At 40.9% G+C, this 21,540-nt stretch carries 19 protein-coding genes and 1 other RNA gene; 17 read left to right on the top strand and 3 right to left on the bottom strand.

Translation table 11 applies throughout. From position 1 onward, the window contains the following. The first annotated feature begins 7 nt into the window (after positions 1-7). The 14 genes from rnpB (at position 8) to tig (ending at position 14,037) form a co-directional block, all read left to right on the top strand. Positions 8-389: RNase P RNA component class B (rnpB, locus tag NML75_RS01970), an RNA gene on the top strand. An 82-nt stretch (positions 390-471) separates the two neighbouring features. Further along, positions 472-1,650, top strand: a complete 1,179-nt coding sequence (locus NML75_RS01965) for a THUMP domain-containing class I SAM-dependent RNA methyltransferase (RefSeq protein WP_254733604.1) — start codon at positions 472-474, stop codon at positions 1,648-1,650. After that, the gene (mapZ, locus tag NML75_RS01960) at positions 1,643-3,082 is read left to right on the top strand and encodes a cell division site-positioning protein MapZ (protein ID WP_254733603.1); all 1,440 of its coding nucleotides are present in this window, start codon (positions 1,643-1,645) and stop codon (positions 3,080-3,082) included. The genes NML75_RS01965 and mapZ overlap by 8 nt, the downstream gene beginning before the upstream one ends. Before the next feature lie 76 nt (positions 3,083-3,158). Beyond that, on the top strand, positions 3,159-4,583 hold the full coding sequence (gene gndA, locus NML75_RS01955; RefSeq protein WP_006150418.1) for an NADP-dependent phosphogluconate dehydrogenase: 1,425 nt from the start codon (positions 3,159-3,161) through the stop codon (positions 4,581-4,583). 11 nt (positions 4,584-4,594) lie between these two features. After that, positions 4,595-5,284 (top strand): response regulator transcription factor, encoded by a 690-nt coding sequence (locus NML75_RS01950; RefSeq protein WP_235083846.1) that lies wholly within the window; start codon positions 4,595-4,597, stop codon positions 5,282-5,284. A gap of 93 nt (positions 5,285-5,377) precedes the next feature. Next, positions 5,378-6,295: an N-acetylmuramoyl-L-alanine amidase family protein gene (locus NML75_RS01945; protein ID WP_254733602.1), complete on the top strand. Its 918-nt coding sequence runs from the start codon at positions 5,378-5,380 to the stop codon at positions 6,293-6,295. A 123-nt stretch (positions 6,296-6,418) separates the two neighbouring features. Further along, entirely contained in the window at positions 6,419-7,297 is an 879-nt protein-coding gene (gene mvk / locus NML75_RS01940; RefSeq protein WP_049494210.1) for a mevalonate kinase, read from the top strand. Then, positions 7,279-8,232, top strand: a complete 954-nt coding sequence (mvaD, locus tag NML75_RS01935; protein ID WP_254733601.1) for a diphosphomevalonate decarboxylase — start codon at positions 7,279-7,281, stop codon at positions 8,230-8,232. Before mvk ends, mvaD begins: the two co-directional genes overlap by 19 nt. Next, positions 8,219-9,232, top strand: coding sequence for a phosphomevalonate kinase (locus NML75_RS01930; protein ID WP_254733600.1), 1,014 nt, complete (start codon positions 8,219-8,221; stop codon positions 9,230-9,232). Before mvaD ends, NML75_RS01930 begins: the two co-directional genes overlap by 14 nt. Next, positions 9,210-10,211, top strand: a complete 1,002-nt coding sequence (gene fni / locus NML75_RS01925; RefSeq protein WP_254733599.1) for a type 2 isopentenyl-diphosphate Delta-isomerase — start codon at positions 9,210-9,212, stop codon at positions 10,209-10,211. Before NML75_RS01930 ends, fni begins: the two co-directional genes overlap by 23 nt. Before the next feature lie 94 nt (positions 10,212-10,305). Continuing rightward, positions 10,306-11,004, top strand: coding sequence for a cell wall-active antibiotics response protein LiaF (gene liaF, locus NML75_RS01920; protein WP_049494206.1), 699 nt, complete (start codon positions 10,306-10,308; stop codon positions 11,002-11,004). Then, positions 11,001-11,990 carry a sensor histidine kinase gene (locus NML75_RS01915; RefSeq protein ID WP_254733598.1) on the top strand — a complete coding sequence of 330 codons (990 nt, stop codon included), beginning with the start codon at positions 11,001-11,003 and terminating at the stop codon, positions 11,988-11,990. The genes liaF and NML75_RS01915 overlap by 4 nt, the downstream gene beginning before the upstream one ends. A gap of 18 nt (positions 11,991-12,008) precedes the next feature. Continuing rightward, on the top strand, positions 12,009-12,641 hold the full coding sequence (locus NML75_RS01910) for a response regulator (RefSeq protein WP_254724477.1): 633 nt from the start codon (positions 12,009-12,011) through the stop codon (positions 12,639-12,641). A gap of 112 nt (positions 12,642-12,753) precedes the next feature. Further along, on the top strand, positions 12,754-14,037 hold the full coding sequence (gene tig / locus NML75_RS01905; RefSeq protein ID WP_247912737.1) for a trigger factor: 1,284 nt from the start codon (positions 12,754-12,756) through the stop codon (positions 14,035-14,037). A 46-nt stretch (positions 14,038-14,083) separates the two neighbouring features. Here the strand turns inward: tig and recD2 are convergent, their stop codons facing one another. The 3 genes from recD2 to rnhC all read right to left on the bottom strand — a co-directional run bounded on the left by recD2 (position 14,084) and on the right by rnhC (position 18,040). Then, complete coding sequence (gene recD2 / locus NML75_RS01900) at positions 14,084-16,450, bottom strand: SF1B family DNA helicase RecD2 (RefSeq protein ID WP_254733597.1); 2,367 nt, start codon at positions 16,448-16,450, stop codon at positions 14,084-14,086. A gap of 89 nt (positions 16,451-16,539) precedes the next feature. Then, entirely contained in the window at positions 16,540-17,154 is a 615-nt protein-coding gene (gene lepB, locus NML75_RS01895; RefSeq protein ID WP_223333567.1) for a signal peptidase I, read from the bottom strand. Positions 17,155-17,158: 4 nt separating this feature from the next. Continuing rightward, positions 17,159-18,040: a ribonuclease HIII gene (gene rnhC, locus NML75_RS01890; protein ID WP_254733596.1), complete on the bottom strand. Its 882-nt coding sequence runs from the start codon at positions 18,038-18,040 to the stop codon at positions 17,159-17,161. An 86-nt stretch (positions 18,041-18,126) separates the two neighbouring features. Here rnhC and zapA point away from each other — a divergent pair, with 86 nt between their 5' ends. The 3 genes from zapA to NML75_RS01875 all read left to right on the top strand — a co-directional run bounded on the left by zapA (position 18,127) and on the right by NML75_RS01875 (position 21,420). Next, entirely contained in the window at positions 18,127-18,429 is a 303-nt protein-coding gene (gene zapA / locus NML75_RS01885) for a cell division protein ZapA (RefSeq protein ID WP_004252047.1), read from the top strand. After that, positions 18,426-18,974, top strand: a complete 549-nt coding sequence (locus NML75_RS01880; RefSeq protein WP_254733595.1) for a CvpA family protein — start codon at positions 18,426-18,428, stop codon at positions 18,972-18,974. Before zapA ends, NML75_RS01880 begins: the two co-directional genes overlap by 4 nt. A 109-nt stretch (positions 18,975-19,083) precedes the next feature. After that, a complete protein-coding gene (locus NML75_RS01875) occupies positions 19,084-21,420 on the top strand; it encodes an endonuclease MutS2 (RefSeq protein ID WP_254733594.1) in 2,337 nt (778 codons plus the stop codon). Positions 21,421-21,540: the final 120 nt, after the last annotated feature.

The raw sequence follows: 21,540 nt of genomic DNA, 5'->3' as shown, positions 1-21,540 counted from the left end.
TTGTGCAATTTTTGGATAATCGCGTGGAGAGTTTATCTTTTTATGAGGAAAGTCCATGCTAGCACAGGCTGTGATGCCTGTAGTGTTTGTGCTAGGCGAAACCATAAGCCTAGGGACGAGAAATCGTTACGGCGAGTGAATAGACTAAGTTTTCGGATATGTTTTAGTAGCTCTGAAAGTGCCACAGTGACGAAGTCTCTCTGGAAACAGAGAGAGTGGAACGCGGTAAACCCCTCAAGCTAGCAACCCAAATTTTGGTCGGGGCATGGAGTGCACGGAAACGAACGTAGTACTCTGACTGCTAGCAGCTTCTAGCTGTTAGTGGTAGACAGATGATTATCGAAAGAAGTGGTCCTAGTCACTTCTGGAACAAAACATGGCTTATAGAAAATTGCATATAGGTTGGGGCTGAGAAATTTTCTCAACCTCATTTTTTAAAGGTGAACAAGAGAAAGGTCTTTAAAGACTGACATGAAACAAACATTTAACTTAATAGCGACTGCTGCAGCAGGCTTAGAGGCTGTTGTAGGTCGTGAAGTGCGTGCACTTGGCTATGATTGTCAAGTTGAGAATGGTCGCGTTCGCTTTGAAGGGGATGTAAAGACAATTATCGAAACTAATTTGTGGCTACGAGCTACAGATAGGATCAAGATTGTTGTTGGGACTTTTCCCGCAAAAACATTTGAAGAGCTTTTTCAAGGAGTTTTTGCCTTAGATTGGGAAAACTATCTTCCACTCGGAGCACGTTTCCCAATCTCTAAGGCTAAGTGTGTCAAATCAAAACTTCATAACGAACCTAGTGTCCAGGCTATTTCTAAAAAGGCAGTTGTCAAGAAATTGCAGAAACATTATGCTCGACCAGAAGGTGTTCCGCTGATGGAAAATGGTCCAGAGTTTAAAATAGAGGTTTCAATTCTTAAAGATGTTGCGACTATCATGATTGACACAAGTGGCTCTAGTCTTTTCAAACGAGGTTATCGTACTGAAAAAGGTGGTGCTCCTATTAAAGAGAACATGGCAGCAGCAATTCTGCAATTATCAAACTGGTATCCTGATAAACCCTTGATTGATCCGACCTGCGGTTCAGGAACCTTCTGTATTGAGGCGGCTATGATTGCTCGTAATATGGCGCCAGGCTTACGCCGTTCCTTTGCTTTCGAGGATTGGAACTGGGTTAGCGACCGGTTAATTCAGCAAATTCGTACGGAAGCTAGCAAGAAGATTAATCGTGAGATTGAACTAGATATCATGGGCTGCGATATTGATGGTCGTATGGTAGAAATTGCGAAGGCAAATGCTCAGGCTGCGGGAGTTTCTAAGGATATCCACTTTAAGCAGATGCGCGTGCAGGATTTGCGAACGGACAAGATCAATGGAGTTATTATTTCGAATCCACCGTATGGAGAACGCTTGTCAGATGATGCAGGAGTAACCAAGCTCTATACTGAGATGGGAAAAGTATTTGCCCCCCTTAAAACATGGAGTAAATTTATCCTGACTAGTGATGAAGCTTTTGAAAGTAAATATGGTAGTCAGGCAGATAAAAAACGGAAACTCTATAACGGTACCTTGAAAGTTGATTTATATCAATATTTTGGTCAACGAGTGAAAAGACAAGATGTCAAATTAGAAAGGAATGCAAATGAGTAAGAAAAGACGTAACCACCATCATAAGGGTGAGCAAGAACCTAAATTTGAATTTGAAGAAGCGAAAGATTTAACGGTTGGTCAGGCCATTCGTAAGAACGAAGAAGTTGAGGCAGGTGTAACTCCAGAAGATACGGTCTTGGACAAATATATTAAACAACATCGTGAAGAAATCGAAGCTGATAAGTTTGAAAATTTACAAACAAAAAAAGACCAGCCTGCTCAAAGCTTGGATGATATGATTCAAGAAGTGAGAGAAACGACTGAAAAAGAAAATACATCAAGTTCAGAAGGGGAAACAATTGCAGATGCAGTAGCTGCAGAGACCACGGAGATTGTAGCTCAAGAAGTTGATGCTGAAGAAACAAAAGTTCTCGAGCAACCTTTTAAAGACGAATTGGATGCTGTTGAAATGGCTGAAGTTGCTAATTCGCAAGCTGCAGTAGTTGATGAAGAAACTGACGAACAACTGCAACCCTTGTCTCGTTCTGATCAGCCTATTGAGAAGCCAAAAAGTAAGAAAAAATTGGCAATCCTGTCAGTCATTATTTTAGTCTTCCTCTTAATTTTGGGAGGTTCATATTACGTTTATCGCCAAATTTCTCGTTCTTCTCAAGAAATTCAAACGAAAGCGGCAGATTCAGGTCTGGTAAGTAATCAGTCAGTTTTGGAACAATTTAATACTCTCTACGATACATTCTATACCGATGAAAACAAAACGGCTCTTAAAAATAGCCAGTTTAGTCAACTGAATCAATTGAAGGAGCTTCTGGATAAACTTGAGGGAGCGAGAGAATATACTCTTGCCAAATCAAAATATGATAGCTTGGAAACTCAGATAAAAGCAATTCAAGAAGTTAATTCTCAATTTGAAACTCCAGCTATTACAGATGGTGTCTTGGATACAAACGCAAAAATCAAAGCAGACGCGAAATTTACAGATATCAAAACTGGAAATACAGAAATTGATAAATTGCTAGATAAAGCAATCAGTCTTGGTAAGAGTCAACTAGCAAGTACGACGACAGATTCGACAACAGCAGCGAGCCAGGAAGTGTCAAGTCCAACTACAGAAAGCAGTCCCTCTACTTCAATAAGCGATTCTTCTGCATCTACTAATGGTGGCTTATCGAGTGAAGGCGTTAATTTGCAAAGAGGTGTGAGCCGAGTACCGTACAATCAATCAGCTGTTAATGACAGCAGTAACCCTGCTTGGACATTTGCAGATGGTGTCCTTGAAAGAATTCTTGAGACATCACGTGCGCGTGGATACATCACTGGAAACAAATATATCTTGGAACGTGTGAATATTGTTAATGGCAATGGTTACTACAATCTTTATAAACCAGATGGAACTTATCTCTTTACCCTTAACTGTAAGACAGGTTACTTTGTAGGGAATGGTTCTGGCCATGCTGATGATTTAGACTACTAGTTAAATTGTTATAAAATTCTTTCTTTTCACAGATAAACATGATAAAATAAAACATATTAAATAAGAGGAGTGTCACATGACAAAAGCTAACTTTGGTGTTGTTGGTATGGCCGTAATGGGTCGTAACCTTGCCCTTAATATCGAATCTCGTGGTTATACAGTTGCTATTTATAACCGTAGTAAAGAAAAAACTGAAGATGTGATTGCTTGCCATCCTGATAAAAACTTTGTGCCAAGCTATGATATCGAAAGCTTCGTAAACTCTATTGAAAAACCACGTCGTATTATGCTTATGGTTCAAGCAGGACCTGGTACAGATGCAACAATCCAAGCCCTTCTTCCACACTTGGATAAAGGTGATATCTTGATCGATGGAGGGAATACTTTCTATAAAGATACTATTCGTCGTAATGAAGAATTGGCGAACTCAGGTATCAACTTTATCGGTACAGGTGTTTCTGGTGGTGAAAAAGGTGCCCTTGAAGGTCCTTCTATCATGCCTGGGGGACAAAAAGAAGCTTATGACTTGGTAGCAGATGTTCTTGAAGAAATCTCTGCTAAAGCACCAGAAGATGGAAAACCATGTGTAACATACATCGGTCCTGATGGAGCTGGTCACTACGTGAAAATGGTCCACAATGGGATTGAGTACGGTGACATGCAATTGATCGCAGAAAGCTACGATCTTATGCAACACTTGCTTGGTCTTTCAGCAGAAGACATGGCTGAAATCTTTACTGAGTGGAACAAGGGTGAATTGGACAGCTACTTGATTGAAATCACAGCTGATATCTTGAGCCGTAAAGATGATGAAGGTCATGAAGGACCAATTGTAGACTATATCCTTGATGCTGCAGGTAACAAGGGAACTGGTAAATGGACTAGCCAATCAGCACTTGACCTTGGTGTGCCATTGTCTCTTATCACTGAGTCAGTATTTGCGCGTTACATCTCTACTTACAAAGAAGAACGTGTTCATGCTAGCAAAGTTCTTCCAAAACCAGCTGCTTTCAAATTTGAGGGTGACAAGGCTGAGTTGATCGAAAAAATCCGCCAAGCTCTTTACTTCTCAAAAATCATTTCTTATGCACAAGGTTTTGCGCAATTGCGAGTAGCTTCTAAAGAGAATAACTGGAACTTACCATTTGCTGACATCGCTTCTATCTGGCGCGATGGATGTATCATCCGTTCTCGTTTCTTGCAAAAGATTACAGATGCATACAACCGTGATGCAGACCTTCCTAACCTTCTTTTGGATGAGTACTTCTTGGATGTTACTGCTAAGTACCAACAATCTGTTCGTGACATCGTAGCTCTTGCTGTTCAAGCTGGTGTACCAGTACCAACATTCTCAGCAGCCATTACTTACTTTGATAGCTACCGTTCAGCTGATCTTCCAGCAAACTTGATTCAAGCGCAACGTGACTACTTTGGTGCTCACACTTACAAACGCAAAGACAAAGAAGGAACATTCCACTACTCTTGGTATGACGAAAAATAAGTAGGTCAGCCATGGGGAAACGGATTTTATTACTTGAGAAAGAAAGAAATCTAGCTCATTTTTTAAGTCTGGAACTCCAAAAAGAGCAATACCGAGTTGATCAGGTAGAAGAGGGACAAAAAGCCCTTTCCATGGCTCTTCAGACAGACTATGACTTGATTTTACTGAATGCTCATCTAGGGGATATGACAGCTCAGGATTTTGCAGATAAGTTGAGTCGCACCAAGCCAGCGTCGGTTATCATGATTTTGGATCATCGAGAAGAATTGCAAGGCCAACTTGAAACAATCCAGCGTTTCGCTGTTTCGTATATCTATAAACCAGTCATTATCGATGATTTGGTCAATCGTATTGCAGCGATTTTCCGAGGTCGGGACTTCATTGATCAACATTGTAGTCAGATGAAGGTTCCTACATCCTATCGCAATCTGCGTATGGATTTAGAAAACCACACTGTCTATCGTGGCGATGAGATGATCGCTTTGACTCGGCGTGAGTATGATCTTTTAGCAACCCTTATGGGAAGCAAAAAGGTCTTAACTCGTGAGCAGTTGCTGGAAAGTGTTTGGAAGTATGAAAGTGCGACCGAAACCAATATTGTGGATGTTTATATCCGTTATCTACGTAGCAAGCTTGACGTAAAAGGTCAAAAGAGCTACATTAAAACCGTGCGTGGTGTGGGTTACACCATGCAAGAATAGAAAAGCACTTACCTTGTGTAACTGTTTTTTTGAAATCATTATATATTGACATATAGTTTAGTCTTTGCTACAATCATTTTGGAGGAAGCAAGAATGAAATTTTTGAAAAAAATGATGCAAGTTGGACTAGCAGTATTTTTCTTTGGTCTGTTAGCAACAAATACAGTATTTGCGGACACTACAGGTGGACAGTTTGTCGATAAGGACAATAGAAAATATTATATAAAAGATGACCATAAAGCAATCTATTGGCATAAAATAGACGGTAAAACTTACTATTTTGGTGATAAAGGAGAAATGGTAGTTGGCTGGCAATATATAGAAATTCCTGGAACAGGTTATCGTGATGATTTATTAGATAACCAACCAGTTAATGAAATCGGTCTTCAACACAAGTGGTACTATTTTGATAAAGATGGCGTACTACAAGAGTTTGTTGGCTGGCAACAATTAGAGGCTAAGTATTCGTTAACTGTTGGCAAAAAGCATGGTGAAGGCTTTGAAGGCCCAGAAGTTCTTAAATTAGCAAACTACTACTTTGATCAAGATCACTCATTAAAAACAGGTTGGCTTTATGATCAGTCTAAATGGTATTACCTAGCAAAAACAGGTTCTTCAGGAAAAGACTACCTTGGTGGAGAAAGACGTGCTGGTTGGATTAACGACAATTCGACTTGGTACTATCTCGATCCAACAACCGCTGCAATGCAAACTGGTTGGCAGTATCTTGGTAACAAGTGGTACTATCTCCGTTCATCAGGTGCTATGGCGACCGGTTGGTATCTAGATGGTTCAACTTGGTATTATTTAGATGCTCAAAATGGTGATATGAAAACTGGCTGGATTTATGTCGATAATACTTGGTATTATCTTCGTTCGTCAGGAGCTATGGTGACAGGCTGGTTCCAAGTTAACGGTAAATGGTACTATGCCTATAGTTCAGGTGCCCTAGCTGTGAATACCACAGTAGGTGGCTACCAGGTCAACTATAATGGTGAGTGGGTACAATAATGAAAACAAGCGATTGTGAAAGGAAACAATCGCTTTTTTTGTGAAAATATAATAAAATAGAAAGGAATAAAGTTCTAAAATTTTATCTAGAAAAAGACGCTTTTCGTCTGATAGAAGGATTAAATGACAAAAGAAGTTGGTGTCGGTCAGGCACATAGTAAAATTATTTTAATAGGAGAGCATGCAGTAGTCTATGGCTATCCAGCCATCTCTTTGCCTCTTTTAGAGGTTGAAGTGACTTGTCGGGTGGTTCCAGCAGCGACACCATGGCGTCTTTTTGAAGAGGACACCTTGTCCATGGCTGTTTATGCTTCTCTCGAGTATCTAAATATCAAAGATGCTTGCATCCGTTGTCAAATTGACTCGGCTATCCCAGAAAAACGGGGGATGGGTTCTTCGGCGGCCATTAGCATTGCAGCCATTCGAGCGGTATTTGGTTATTACCAAGCAGAACTTCCACATGATGTGCTAGAAATCCTAGTCAATCGGGCAGAGATGATTGCTCATATGAATCCTAGCGGATTGGATGCTAAGACCTGCCTTAGTGACCAGCCTATTCGTTTTATCAAGAATGTTGGTTTTGAAGAATTAACCATGGATTTATCAGCTTATCTGGTCATTGCAGATACTGGAGTTTATGGACATACTCGTGAAGCTATTCAAGTTGTAGAGAGCAAGGGTAAGGAAGCTTTACCTTTCTTGCATGCGCTAGGAGAGTTGACCCAGCAAGCAGAAGAAGCAATAAAAACAAAAGATGTCGTGAAGCTGGGAGAGATTCTTACCAAAGCACATGGAAATCTAAAGGAAATTGGAGTTAGTAGCTCTGAGGCAGATGCCTTGGTTGAAACTGCTCTCGAACATGGCGCTTTAGGTGCCAAGATGAGTGGTGGTGGTCTAGGAGGCTGCATCATCGCCTTAGTAGCCGACTATCACCAAGCTCAAGATTTAGCTGAAAGATTAGAAGAGAAAGGAGCTGTTCAGACATGGATCGAAAGCCTGTAACAGTACGTTCCTATGCCAATATTGCTATTATTAAATATTGGGGAAAGAAAGCAGAAAAAGAGATGGTTCCTGCGACTAGCAGTATCTCTCTAACCTTAGAAAATATGTATACGGAGACGACCCTTTCTCCTTTACCAGCAGATGCAAAGGCGGATGCTTTTTACATCAATGGTCAGTTGCAAAATGAAGCTGAACATAAAAAGATGAGTAAAATCATTGACCGCTACCGTCCTGAAGGAGCAGGGTTTGTTCGTATCGATACCAAGAACAATATGCCAACAGCAGCAGGCCTTTCTTCAAGTTCCAGTGGTTTATCTGCCTTGGTCAAAGCTTGTAATGCCTATTTCCAACTTGGGCTGAATCGCAGAGAATTGGCCTTGGAAGCTAAGTTTGCGTCGGGTTCTTCATCTCGTAGTTTTTATGGCCCCTTGGCAGCCTGGGACAAGGATAGTGGAGAGATCTATCCAGTTGAGACTGACTTGAAACTAGCTATGATTATGTTGGTCTTGGAAGACCAGAAAAAACCAATTTCCAGTCGAGATGGGATGAAGCTTTGTGTCGAAACTTCTACGACTTTTGATGAGTGGATTCGTCAATCTGAACAAGATTACAAGGATATGTTAGTCTACCTCAAGGAAAATGACTTTAAGAAAGTTGGAGAATTGACAGAGAAGAACGCCTTGGCTATGCATGCTACGACAAAAACTGCAACTCCATCCTTCTCTTATCTGACAGATGCTAGTTATGAGGCTATGGATTTTGTTCGTCAGCTTAGAGAACGAGGAGAATCTTGCTACTTTACCATGGATGCAGGGCCTAATGTAAAGGTTCTTTGTTTAGAAAAAGACTTGGAACACTTATCAGAACTTTTAGGTCAACGCTATCGCTTAATCGTTTCAAAAACAAAGGATTTGAGCCAAGATGACGATTGTTAAAACTTGTGGGAAGCTCTATTGGGCTGGGGAGTATGCCATTTTAGAACCAGGACAGTTGGCGCTAATCAAGGCTATTCCCATCTATATGATGGCTAAGATTAAAGCCTCTGATGATTATCGTCTTTACTCAGATATGTTTACCTATAGTGTGGACATGCGACCAGATTCTTCTTATGCTTTGATTCAAGAAACAGTTGCCTTGGTGGAGGAGTATCTAACTGCCCAAGGAGTTGAACCGCAGCCTTTTTCTTTAGACATTCGTGGGAAAATGGAGCGTGAGGGGAAGAAATTCGGCCTGGGTTCTAGTGGTAGTGTGGTTGTTTTGGTCATCAAGGCCATGCTTGCCTTCTATGAAAGATTAGCTGACAGAGAACTCTTGTTTAAATTGGCGAGTGCAGTACTTCTTAAACGTGGGGACAATGGCTCCATGGGGGACATTGCCTGTATCGTATCAGAAGACCTCGTCCTCTATCAGTCATTTGACCGTGAGAAAGTGGCACAATGGCTAGAAAAAGAAGATTTGCAGGCTGTATTAGCATGTGACTGGGGCTTTTCTATTAGGAGTGTTGAACCAGCGTTGAAATTTGATTTTCTGGTTGGTTGGACCAAGGAAGTGGCTGTATCAAGTCATATGGTCAAGCAAATCAAGGATAATATGAACTCTAGCTTTTTACAAGCTTCAAAAGAAACAGTAGCTAACTTGGTAAAGGCTTTGGAGGTAGGTCAAGAAGAAACCATTATTGACTTGCTGGAACAAGCCAGCCAACTTTTAGAAGGCTTGAGTTCAGATATTTACACACCTTTGCTTAGGCAATTAAAAAATGCTAGCCAAGACTTAAAAGCTGTTGCTAAAAGCAGTGGTGCTGGTGGTGGAGACTGTGGGATAGCCCTCAGCTTTTACCAAGATTCGACAACATTACTGAAAAAACGCTGGGCTGATCTTGGGATTGAGCTCTTGTATCAAGAAAGGATAGGACATGACGATAAATCGGAAGGATGAACACATCCGCTATGCCCTTGAACAAAACAGTACTTATAATAGTTTTGATGAAGTTGAACTGATTCATTCTTCGCTACCCTTATATGACTTAGATGAAATTGATCTTTCGACAGAATTTGTAGGGCGAAAATGGGACTTTCCTTTTTATATCAATGCCATGACGGGTGGGAGTGACAAGGGCAGAGAAATTAATCAAAAATTGGCTCAGGTGGCAGATGCTTGTGGGATTTTATTTGTGACGGGCTCATACAGCGCTGCACTCAAGGATCCATCGGACGATTCTTTCTCAGTCAAAGTTAGTCACCCTAATCTTCTACTTGGAACCAATATTGGTTTGGACAAACCTGTAGAACTAGGATTACAAACAGTGAAAGAAATGAACCCTCTTCTCTTGCAAGTTCACGTTAATGTCATGCAGGAATTGCTCATGCCAGAAGGTGAGCGTCAATTTAGATTGTGGCAAAGCAATCTGAAAGATTATGCTGAGCAAATCTCAGTTCCCCTTGTTTTAAAAGAAGTCGGCTTTGGCATGGATGTGAAGACTATTGCTAAGGCGTACGAAATGGGGATACGTACGGTTGATTTGTCTGGCCGTGGCGGGACTAGTTTTGCCTATATCGAAAATCGTCGTAGTGGTCAACGGGACTACCTCAATGATTGGGGGCAATCGACCATGCAGGCTCTTATCAATGCCCAAGACTGGAAAGATAAGATGGAGCTTCTGGTAAGTGGAGGTGTTCGCAATCCACTAGACATTATCAAATGCTTGGTCTTTGGAGCAAAGGCAGTTGGGCTTTCACGCACCATGTTAGAGTTGGTTGAAAATTACTCTGTTGATGTCGTTATTTCCATTGTTGAAAGCTGGAAGGAAGACCTACGTCTAATCATGTGTGCCCTTAATTGTGCAAAAATTGAGGATTTGCAGCAGGTCGACTATCTCCTTTATGGAAAATTAAAAGAAGCAAAAGTTCAACTATAAGGAGGTCGGGATTTTAGTCCCGGTCTCTTTATCATTCCTCAGACGGATGTGACTTTTGGGATTTGTGATACAATTAAATGGAGAGGACGGATACATGCGAAAATTCCAAATTTTTCTATTTATTGAAGCTTGTTTATTGACAGGAGCTCTGATTATGATGGTATCAGAGCATTTTTCCCGTTTTCTACTGATATTGCTCTTGTTTTTACTGCTGATTCGATACTATACTGGAAGACAGGGGAATAACTTCATTTTAGTGGCGGTGAGCATCCTATTTTTCTTTATCATCATGCTCAATCCCTTTGTCATTTTAGCTATCTTTGTAGCTCTGATTTACAGCCTATTCTTGCTTTATCCTATGATGAACCAAGAAAAAGAAGATACCAATCTGGTTTTTGAGGAAGTAGTGACGGTAAAGAGGGAGAAAAATCGCTGGTTTGGGAATCTTCATCACTTCTCAAGCTACCAGACTTGCCGCTTTGATGATATCAATCTTTTTCGTCTCATGGGGAAGGATACCATTCATCTAGAACGTGTGATTTTAAGTAATCATGATAATGTCATCATCTTGAGAAAACTAGTCGGCACAACTAGAATTATTGTACCAGTGGATGTGGAAGTCAGTCTAAGCGTCAATTCTCTGTACGGAGATTTAACCTTCTTTGACCAGCCTAAGCGAGCTTTGCGCAATGAACAATTCCATCAAGAAACCAGGGATTATCTCAAGAGTCCAAAGAGTGTTAAGATTCTTTTGACAACTATGGTGGGAGATGTTGAGGTGGTGCGAGGATGAAAAAACAACCGTATATTTTAATTGGTCTCACCTCATTTCTCTTTGTTGCTTTTCTATTTCGAAGCATTTTTAAGGTCTTAGATTTGGAGTGGACTTCTCTCTTCCAAGATTTAGAAAAGACAGAAAAAGTCCTCTTTCTAGCTTTGATGTTTAGCCTTGCCCTAGCTTTTTTATTAGTCCTATTTTGGACAATGGTTGACGAAATTTCAAGAAGAAGAATCCAAGCAAATCTTAAACGTCTGCTAGCTGGTAAAGATATTAAAAGGCTTGGAGATGCTGATTTAGATGCAAGTTTTAGAAACTTGTCAGGAAAGCTTGGTTTGTTGACAGAAGCTATTCAAAAAGCAGACAATCAGGCCTTAGTCAAAGAAGAAGAGATAATTGAAAAGGAGCGCAAGCGAATCGCGCGTGACTTGCATGATACAGTTAGCCAAGAAATTTTTGCTGCGCATATGATGTTATCAGGACTCAGTCAACAAGCTTCTAGATTAGACAAAGAGAAGATGCAGACACAACTCCAGAGTGTGACAGCTATTTTGGAGACAGCCCAGAGAGATTTGCGTATTCTACTCTTGCATTTGCGTCCTATTGAACTGGAACAAAAGAGTCTAGTTGAGGGGATTCAGTTGCTTCTCAAAGAGCTTGAAGAAAAAAGTGAACTCAAAGTCAGTTTTAAATATCAGGTAGACGAATTGGCTAAAAAGATTGAGGAGCATGTCTTTCGTATCGTCCAAGAATTGATTAGTAATACTCTCCGTCATGCCCAAGCTTCTTGTCTAGATGTTTATCTTTATCAAACGGAAACTGAATTGCAGTTGAAAGTAGTGGACGATGGCAGAGGTTTCGAGCCGGCTGATGTAGATGATTTGAGCTATGGATTACGCAATATCAAAGAACGAGTAGAAGATATGGCAGGGAGCATACAACTATTAACAGCACCCAAGCAGGGTTTGGCAGTGGATATTCGGATCCCCTTGCTTGATTGACTAACAAAAGGAAATAAAATGAAATTATTATTAGTAGATGACCACCAAATGGTGCGTCTTGGATTAAAAAGTTATTTTGAACTACAAGATGATGTAGAGGTTGTTGGAGAAGCAACTAATGGAGCTGAAGGGATTTCCATGGCCTTGGAGCTTCGTCCAGATGTGATCGTCATGGATATTGTTATGCCTGAAGTCAACGGAATTGACGCAACTCTAGCTATTCTCAAAGAATGGCCGGAGGCTAAAATCTTGATTGTGACTTCTTATCTAGACAATGAAAAAATCATGCCAGTCTTGAATGCTGGGGCTAAAGGCTATATGCTCAAGACATCAAGTGCCGATGAATTGTTCCATGCTGTTCAAAAGGTGGCAGCTGGAGAGCTAGCTATCGAACAAGAGGTGAGTAAGAAAGTAGAATATCACCGCAATCATATGGAACTTCACGAAGAATTAACTGCGCGAGAACGCGATGTCCTTCAACTGATTGCCAAGGGCTATGAAAATCAGCGCATTGCAGATGAGCTCTTTATCTCCCTTAAGACAGTCAAGACCCATGTCTCCAATATCCTAGCCAAACTTGAGGTCAGTGATCGTACCCAGGCAGCAGTTTATGCTTTTCAACATCATCTGGTGGGTTCTGATGAATTTTAAGGGACATAGGATGTAACTGAAGCATGGACGAAAAGCGCATCCATTACTTGAAAAAGTTCGCTACTATGTGGTATAATGGACTGTATTAAAAATTTTAAGGAGAAATGACAGAATGTCTGTATCATTTGAAAACAAAGAAACAAACCGTGGTGTCTTGACTTTCACTATCTCTCAAGACCAAATCAAACCAGAATTGGACCGTGTATTTAACTCAGTAAAGAAAACTCTTAACGTTCCAGGTTTCCGTAAAGGTCACCTTCCACGTCCTATCTTCGACCAAAAATTTGGTGAAGAAGCACTTTACCAAGATGCAATGAACGCTCTTTTACCAGACGCTTATGAAGCAGCTGTTAAAGAAGCTGGTCTTGAAGTAGTTGCTCAACCAAAAATTGACGTAACTTCTATGGAAAAAGGTCAAGACTGGGTTATCACTGCAGAAGTTGTTACAAAACCTGAAGTTAAATTGGGTGAATACAAAAACCTTGAAGTATCAGTTGATGTAGATAAAGAAGTAACTGACGCTGATGTTGAAGAGCGTATCGAACGTGAACGCAACAACTTGGCTGAATTGGTGATCAAAGAAGGTGCTGCTGAAAACGGCGATACTGTTGTTATCGACTTTGTTGGTTCTATCGACGGTGTTGAATTTGACGGTGGAAAAGGTGAAAACTTCTCACTTGGACTTGGTTCAGGTCAATTCATCCCTGGTTTCGAAGACCAATTAGTTGGACATTCAGCTGGTGAAACTGTTGATGTTATCGTAACATTCCCAGAAGACTACCAAGCAGAAGACCTTGCAGGTAAAGAAGCTAAATTCGTAACAACTATCCACGAAGTTAAAGCTAAAGAAGTTCCAGCTCTTGACGATGAACTTGCAAAAGATATCGACGAAGAAGTTGAAACTCTTGACGAATTGAAAGAAAAATACCGCAAAGAATTAGCTGCTGCTAAAGAAGAAGCTTACAATGATGCCGTTGAAGGTGCAGCAATCGATAAAGCAGTTGAAAACGCTGAAATCGTAGAACTTCCAGAAGAAATGATCCACGAAGAAGTTCACCGCTCAGTAAATGAGTTCCTTGGAAACTTGCAACGTCAAGGTATCAACCCTGACATGTACTTCCAAATCACTGGAACTACTCAAGAAGACCTTCACAAACAATACGAAGCAGAAGCTGAGTCACGCACTAAGACTAACCTTGTTATCGAAGCAGTTGCGAAAGCTGAAGGATTTGACGCTACTGAAGAAGAAATCCAAAAAGAAATCGAGCAATTGGCTGCAGATTACAACATGGAAGTTGCCCAAGTACAAAGCTTGCTTTCAGCAGATATGTTGAAACACGATATCACAATCAAAAAAGCTGTTGAATTGATCACAAGCACTGCAACAGTAAAATAATCTGAAAAGATAAAAAACCACCGGATTCGGTGGTTTTTTTGGTGCTTTATTTTCCGAAAAACTCATCAAGGTCATCTTGGCTAATCCCAATCATGGCTGGGATACTAGTCCAGTTATCTTCAGTTAGTCTATAAGATTGATGAGGGTTAGTCTGATTTGTGGGTTCGAGAATAGGCTCGTTTAGTTCCTCAGAGCTTTCAGTTAAGTCGCTGAAACGTTCAATCAGATAGGTTTTTCGAGCTGTTCCGATATGTTTAGTCGCATAATCAAAGGCTTGAAGTTCACCGAGTAGAATGAGTTTGCTTTTAGCCCGAGTAATAGCAGTGTAGATAAGGTTACGTTCCAGCATACGCTTGCTAGCACTGGTGATGGGAAGAAACACAACTGGGAATTCACTCCCTTGAGATTTATGGATACTCATGGCATAAGCAAGACGAATCTTGTACCATTCATTTCGAGGATAGGAAACCTCGTTCCCATCAAAATCAATCATCATTTCATCTTGTTTAGATTCAGTGTATTTAGCAGGAATGAGGTCCGTGATGTAGCCTAGGTCTCCGTTAAAAACGTTGACTTCTGCATCGTTAACCAAATGAATGACCTTATCTCCACTACGATACTGAAACTGACTTGCTTCAAAACTAATCTGTCCCTTTTGAAGAGGATTGAGCAGTTCTTGCATGAGTTGATTGATGGCATCGATTCCTGCTGCACCACGATACATAGGAGCCAGAACTTGGATATCTCGAGCAGGGATGCCACTTCTGATGGCAGCGTCTAGGATTTTTTCAATGGTCGCTGGGATCTGGTTACTAGCGATTTCAAAGTAGGAACGGTCTGCTTTTTTCTGAGTGAAATCTGCAGGTAAGATTCCCTGACGAATCTGACTCGCAAGTGTGACAATGGTTGATTCTTCGCTCTGGCGGTAGATTCTTTCCAAGCGTGTTTGCGGAATACTTGGAATCTGGAGTAAGTCAGCCAGAACTTGACCTGGGCTAACCGAAGGCAACTGATCACTATCTCCAACGATGAGAATTTTACTAGTAGAGGAAATATTTGAGAAGAGTTGATTGGCTAGCCAAGTATCTACCATAGAGAACTCGTCTACGATGATAAAGTCAGCATCTAGATAATCTTCTAAATGGCTTGTGTCGTCGTCACCAGTCATACCCAAGTGGCGGTGAATCGTTGCACTCGGCAAGCCTGTTAGTTCATTCATGCGACGAGCCGCACGACCAGTTGGAGCAGCAAGGAGAATCGGTAGATTACTTTTCTTTCGAAGGTCCAGTCCTTCTAATAGAGCATAGACGGCAATAATTCCATTGATAACAGTGGTTTTCCCAGTACCAGGTCCGCCAGTCAGGATAAAGACCTTGTTTTGGATAGCATCGCAGATTGCCTGTTTTTGAATGGCATCGTATTGGATACCTAATTCTTCCTCAACAATTGCGATCTGCTCCTGGATGATTTCAGTTTCTTGTTTATCAGTTTCTTCTTTTTCAAGGATACGAATGAGGTGATTGTGAATCCCTTCTTCTGCAAAAAAGAGACTGTTATCAAAGATTTTCGTGTCAACTTGTTGGACTTTTTCTTCTTCAATGAGATTGGATAATTCTTGAGCAAGTTGACTTGGTTCCAGTTCTACAGGACGTGAGGATTCCAGTAGATTTAGAGTCTTTTCTAATAAGTCTCTAGCTTCAACATAAGTATCCCCACTTTCCATACAAGCGTTTAAAAGGCTATGAATGAGACCTGCTCGGAAACGTTCAGGTGCCTGACTTTCAATGCCCAATTCTTGCGCCAATTGGTCAGCGATGGTAAAACCCAAACCCTTGATATCTTCTACCAACTGGTAGGGATAATTTTCAACGATATCGATAGTTTCCTCTTTGTAGGTATCCTGAATTTGAATAGCTAATTTATTAGGGATTCCGTAGTTGGCAAGTTTGGCCAAGACCATTTCTGTACCGTAGTTGAGACGGAGTGTAGATACAAAGGCCTCACGACTTTTAGAAGACAGCCCTGAGATAGTCTCAAGTTTTTCAGGATGTTCTAGGATTTCATCGATAGTATTTTCCCCATAGAGTTCCACAATCTTTTGGGCAGTTTTGAGACCAATCCCTTTGAAATGACTACTAGAGAAATACTTGACCAATCCCTTACTAGTCGGTTTTGCTCTCTCGTAGCGAGTGATTTGTAACTGTTCACCATATTTTGAGTGTTGGACAATCTGCCCCCAGAAAGTGTATTCTTCTCCCTCGATAACATCAGCCATGGTCCCTGTAACAATGATTTCGAAATCATCAAAGTCCTCAGCATTGGTATCCTCTATATCTAAAAGGAGAATACGGTAAAAGTTGCTGACATTTTCAAAAATAATACGTTCAATCGTACCTGTAAAAAAGACTTCCATATAATTCCTTTACATTCCTGAATGCAATCTATCATTCAGAATAGAATGAGAAGAGGCTGAGATTTATATTTCTCGGCCTCTTAGTGTTCTTAAAATGTTCCGATACGTTTGAGTGGCCAGAAACGGAATTTCGCCTCTCCAATAATATCTTTTGCTTTAAAAGTACCAACATGTCGACTGTCACTAGATACCAGACGGTCATCACCAAGTAGGAGGTATTGTCCCTCTGGAACAGTGAAGGTAAAGCTAGTATTGAAGTTAACATCTAAGGTAAAGGCATCAGCTTTTTCAGCAAGACTTCTGAAGTACTCGCCTTTTTTCCCATCCCAGCTATCTCCGGTATAGGTTGATTGGAGTTTATCCTCTTTAAAGCGTTTGAGATAATCTGCTAGGTAAGGCTCATCGGTTTCTTGATTATTGATGTAGAGCTTATCATTTTCGTAACGGATGGTATCACCTGGCAATCCGATGACTCGCTTCACGATATCTTTATTCCCTTCATCCTCATGAGCGACAACTATATCAAAGCGATCGATAGGGAGATGTTTGACAACGAAGAGAATTTCTCCATCAGCTAGAGTAGGGTCCATAGAGTGTCCTTCTACACGAACATTGCTCCAGAGAAAGAGACGGCTGAGACCTATTAATGCAATAATCAGGAAGAAAATTCCCCACTCTTTTAAAAATATTTTAAAATAATTCATACTTTTACCTTTCTAGAAGTTGCTTAGCTTTTTCAGTGTTTTTAAAATGCAGCTTTGCACAGAAGCCGAGCCCTTTCATTCCATATGCTTGAAGGATTTGGCTAGCTACCTTGTCAGAAGCAGTTCCAGCACCACTTGGAAGTTGATAGCCTAGCTCTCGTCCTAGGTTTTCAAGATTTTCTAGGAAGAGATCACGCGCAATGATGGAGCTAACTGCAACAGCCAAGTACTTGCCCTCAGCTTTTTCCTCTAGCGTGACTGGATTAGGAAAATGATTGGCTTCATTTTTTAGGTACTTTTCATAATTTTGTGAGCTGGTAAAGGCGTCAATAACAATTTTTTCAGGCTCAACTCCCTTTTGAAGGAGGAGAAAGATTGCTTGATTGTGAAGAGCTACCTTGACAGAAACAGCATTGTAGCGTTCTCCAATGACTTCGTTATACTTACTTGGCGAAAGAAGGAGTGCTTGATGTTGAATCTTCTCCTTAAGAAGGGGAGCAAGCTGACGAATCTTTTGGTCAGTTAGTGTTTTAGAATCTCCAACCCCGAGTCTTCGTAAAAAGTCATGCTGATCAGGAGTTACAAATGACGCCACTACAGCCAGACCACCGAAGTAGGAACCATTTCCAACCTCATCTGTTCCAATCAAGGGGAAATTTTGCCCGCTAACTACTTGTGCTACTTGATAACCAAAAAAGCTAGCATAGCTTTCAGCGGCTTCTCCTTGCAAGAGGACTTTCCCAGATGTATAGACGGAAACACTGGCTTGAGGAAGTTTTAAAAAGTAGCGAATATAGGGATTTTTACTAGGAGTGAGTGCATGTTCATGCTTTTGAATAAAAGCCTGAATTTCCTTTTCACTCGGAGTTAATGTGATACTTGCCATAGTCTCTATTGTACCATAAAAGCGCTAGAATTGGTAAAAACTGACAAACTAAGTGAAATTTGGTATAATATCTTGAGGTGAATTTTATGGCAAATTTAAATCGATTCAAGTTTACATTTGGGAAAAAAACATTAACGCTGACAACTGAACATGACAATCTTTTCATGGAGGAGATTGCTAAAGTTGCGACGGAAAAGTATGAAGCAATCAAAGAACAAATGCCTGGAGCTGATGATGAGACAGTAGCTATTCTCTTAGCGGTTAACTGCTTGTCAACACAGCTCAGCCGTGAGATTGAATTTGATGATAAGGAGCAAGAGTTAGAATCGCTCCGTTATAAAGTGGTTGCGGCTAAACAAGAGCAGAGTAAGATTGAGGATTCCCTATGATTTCCATTCTACTCTTATTAATCCTTGCTTGGAGCTTTTATATTGGCTACCGCAGAGGAATTATTTTGCAAGCATATTATCTTGTAGCAACGATTGTCTCTGCTTATTTTGCAAGCAAATATTACCTAGCTTTAGGGCAGAAGTTCAATTTATTAATTCCTTATGCTAATCCGCAGGAAGGACAGGGAACTTTCTTTTTCCCATCCAATCAACTTTTCCATCTAGATAAGGTTTTTTATGCAGGTGTCGGCTTCCTCTTGGCCTTTACGATTTTTTACTGCATCGGCCGTTTGCTTGGTCTTTTTCTAAACCTAGTACCAAGTAAGATACTTGATGGGAAATACTATCGTATCGGTGCGGGTGTGCTATCAATCGGTGTGACCTTGTTTGTCCTCCAGATGATGCTAACGATTCTCGCGACTGTGCCATTACAAATTGTTCAAAATTCACTTGAAAATAGCTTTGTAGCTAGACATATCATCCAAAGCATTCCATTCACAACTAATTTTATTAAACAGCTTTGGGTAACTAAATTAATCGGATAAAAAGGGCGGGAACTATTCCTAGCCTTTTGTTTACAATTTCGAAAAGTAAGAGATTGATTTAAAGAGTTGAAAATAAGAAAAGCCATAACTTTAATACTAAGGAAATAAGATGAATACTAAAATACTAGAAACGTTAGAATTTAACAAGGTCAAGGCTTTATTTGAACCTCATCTTTTGACGGAACAAGGACTAGAACAGTTAAAAGAGCTAGTCCCAACAGATAAAGCTGATAAAATTAGACAGGCCTTTGCAGAAATGAAGGAGATGCAAGAACTCTTTGTTGAGCATCCTCATTTCAGCATTTCGGCAACAAAAGATATTGCGGCTACCTGCAAACGTTTGGAGATGGGTGCTGATCTCAACATAGAGGAATTTCTCCTTCTCAAACGTGTCATATTTGCCAGCCGTGAACTGAAAAATTTCTATGATAATCTTGAAAATGTACACTTGGACCACTTGGCAAATTGGTTTGAGAAACTTCACGACTTCCCACATCTGCAGGGCAATCTCCAAGCCATCAATGAAGCTGGATTTATTGAGAATTTTGCTAGTGAAGAACTAGCACGAATCCGTCGTAAAATCCATGATAGCGAGAGCCAAGTTCGTGACGTCTTGCAGGATCTTCTCAAACAAAAGGCTCAGATGTTGACTGAAGGTATCATCGCTAGCAGAAATGGTCGCCAGGTTCTTCCTGTCAAAAACACCTATCGTAATAAGATTGCTGGTGTGGTTCATGATATTTCTGCCAGCGGGAACACTGTCTATATCGAACCGCGTGAAGTAGTCAAGCTGAGCGAAGAAATCGCCAGTCTTCGTGCAGATGAACGCTATGAGATGATGCGTATCCTTCAGGAACTCTCTGAACGAGTAAGACCGCATGCAGCTGAAATCGCAAATGATGCATGGATTATTGGGCATTTGGACTTAATTCGGGCTAAGGTTCGCTTTATCCAAGAGACAGGAGCAGTAGTGCCACAAGTCTCTGAAGGACAGGAGATTCAACTCCTTCATGTTCGTCATCCCTTGGTGCAAAATGCTGTTGCTAATGATGTACACTTTGGTAAAGATCTAACAGCCATCGTCATCACTGGTCCCAATACGGGTGGTAAGACCATTATGCTTAAAACCTTAGGTTTGACGCAATTGATGGCCCAGTCAGGTTTGCCGATTTTGGCGGATATGGGAAGTCGTGTGGGGATTTTTGAGGAGGTCTTTGCGGATATTGGAGACGAACAATCCATCGAACAAAGTCTTTCAACCTTCTCTAGTCACATGACTAATATCGTTGATATTCTCGGTAAGGTTAACCAAAACTCGCTCTTGTTACTAGATGAGCTTGGAGCAGGAACAGACCCCCAAGAAGGTGCAGCCCTTGCCATGTCTATCCTAGAAGACTTGCGTTTACGTCAGGTCAAGACTATGGCAACCACTCATTATCCTGAACTCAAGGCCTACGGAATTGAAACTGCCTATGTTCAAAATGCCAGCATGGAGTTTGATACAGCTAGCTTGCGCCCGACCTATCGCTTTATGCAAGGCGTACCTGGTCGAAGCAACGCCTTTGAGATTGCTAAACGTCTCGGCTTGTCAGATGTCATTGTAGGCGATGCCAGCAAGCAGATTAATCAAGACAATGATGTCAATCGCATTATTGAACAATTGGAAGAGCAGACGCTTGAAAGCCGTAAACGTCTTGAGAATATTCGCCAAGTAGAGCAAGAAAACCTCAAGATGAACCGTGCGCTTAAAAAACTCTACAACGAGCTCAATCGTGAGAAGGAAACAGAACTCAATAAGGCGCGTGAGCAAGCTTCGGAGATTGTTGACTTAGCTCTGGCAGAAAGTGATGATATTCTTAAAAATCTTCACAGCAAATCTCAACTAAAACCACATGAAATTATCGAAGCCAAGGCCAAACTCAAGAAGTTAGCACCTGAAAAAGTAGATCTTTCTAAAAACAAGATCCTTCAAAAGGCTAAGAAAAAACGAGCTCCAAAAATTGGAGATGATATCATCGTTTTAAGCTATGGTCAACGAGGTACCTTGACCAATCAACTCAAGGATGGTCGCTGGGAAGCTCAAGTTGGCTTGATTAAGATGACGCTTGAAGAAAAAGAGTTTGACTTGGTTCAGGCTCAGCAAGAAGCGCCAGTCAAGAAAAAACAAGTCAACGTTGTCAAACGGGCAGGTGGTAAAGGTCCACAGGCTCGACTAGACCTTCGTGGCAAACGTTATGAGGAAGCTATGGAAGCCTTGGATGCCTTTATCGATCAAGCCCTACTCAACAACATGGCTCAAGTGGACATCATCCATGGTATCGGTACAGGAGTCATCCGTGAAGGAGTAACCAAATATCTCCAAAGAAACAAGCAGGTTAAGAGCTTTGGTTATGCGCCGCAAAATGCAGGTGGAAGTGGTGCAACAATCGTTACCTTTAAAGGCTAACCAAGCTATAGAATGAAATGTCAAAAAAGTACCTATCAAGTGATAGGTACTTTTTTGATGAATTTATTTTAATCATTATTGTTAGTGAGTATTTTAAAAGGGGACAATCGTTTTATAGCC

Source organism: Streptococcus sp. CF4-3, from assembly GCF_024295385.1.
In the GTDB taxonomy this organism is placed as follows: Bacteria; Bacillota; Bacilli; order Lactobacillales; family Streptococcaceae; genus Streptococcus; species Streptococcus infantis_I.
This window is presented reverse-complemented; position numbering and strand designations above follow the sequence as displayed.

Excerpts from the sequence above, each read along its gene's own strand:
- NML75_RS01965 (WP_254733604.1), top strand. The coding sequence starts at position 472 with ATGAAACAAACATTTAACTTAATAGCGACTGCTGCAGCAGGCTTAGAG.
- mapZ (WP_254733603.1), top strand. The coding sequence starts at position 1,643 with ATGAGTAAGAAAAGACGTAACCACCATCATAAGGGTGAGCAAGAACCT.
- gndA (WP_006150418.1), top strand. The coding sequence starts at position 3,159 with ATGACAAAAGCTAACTTTGGTGTTGTTGGTATGGCCGTAATGGGTCGT.
- NML75_RS01950 (WP_235083846.1), top strand. The coding sequence starts at position 4,595 with ATGGGGAAACGGATTTTATTACTTGAGAAAGAAAGAAATCTAGCTCAT.
- NML75_RS01945 (WP_254733602.1), top strand. The coding sequence starts at position 5,378 with ATGAAATTTTTGAAAAAAATGATGCAAGTTGGACTAGCAGTATTTTTC.
- mvk (WP_049494210.1), top strand. The coding sequence starts at position 6,419 with ATGACAAAAGAAGTTGGTGTCGGTCAGGCACATAGTAAAATTATTTTA.
- mvaD (WP_254733601.1), top strand. The coding sequence starts at position 7,279 with ATGGATCGAAAGCCTGTAACAGTACGTTCCTATGCCAATATTGCTATT.
- NML75_RS01930 (WP_254733600.1), top strand. The coding sequence starts at position 8,219 with ATGACGATTGTTAAAACTTGTGGGAAGCTCTATTGGGCTGGGGAGTAT.
- fni (WP_254733599.1), top strand. The coding sequence starts at position 9,210 with ATGACGATAAATCGGAAGGATGAACACATCCGCTATGCCCTTGAACAA.
- liaF (WP_049494206.1), top strand. The coding sequence starts at position 10,306 with ATGCGAAAATTCCAAATTTTTCTATTTATTGAAGCTTGTTTATTGACA.
- NML75_RS01915 (WP_254733598.1), top strand. The coding sequence starts at position 11,001 with ATGAAAAAACAACCGTATATTTTAATTGGTCTCACCTCATTTCTCTTT.
- NML75_RS01910 (WP_254724477.1), top strand. The coding sequence starts at position 12,009 with ATGAAATTATTATTAGTAGATGACCACCAAATGGTGCGTCTTGGATTA.
- tig (WP_247912737.1), top strand. The coding sequence starts at position 12,754 with ATGTCTGTATCATTTGAAAACAAAGAAACAAACCGTGGTGTCTTGACT.
- recD2 (WP_254733597.1), bottom strand. The coding sequence starts at position 16,450 with ATGGAAGTCTTTTTTACAGGTACGATTGAACGTATTATTTTTGAAAAT.
- lepB (WP_223333567.1), bottom strand. The coding sequence starts at position 17,154 with ATGAATTATTTTAAAATATTTTTAAAAGAGTGGGGAATTTTCTTCCTG.
- rnhC (WP_254733596.1), bottom strand. The coding sequence starts at position 18,040 with ATGGCAAGTATCACATTAACTCCGAGTGAAAAGGAAATTCAGGCTTTT.
- zapA (WP_004252047.1), top strand. The coding sequence starts at position 18,127 with ATGGCAAATTTAAATCGATTCAAGTTTACATTTGGGAAAAAAACATTA.
- NML75_RS01880 (WP_254733595.1), top strand. The coding sequence starts at position 18,426 with ATGATTTCCATTCTACTCTTATTAATCCTTGCTTGGAGCTTTTATATT.
- NML75_RS01875 (WP_254733594.1), top strand. The coding sequence starts at position 19,084 with ATGAATACTAAAATACTAGAAACGTTAGAATTTAACAAGGTCAAGGCT.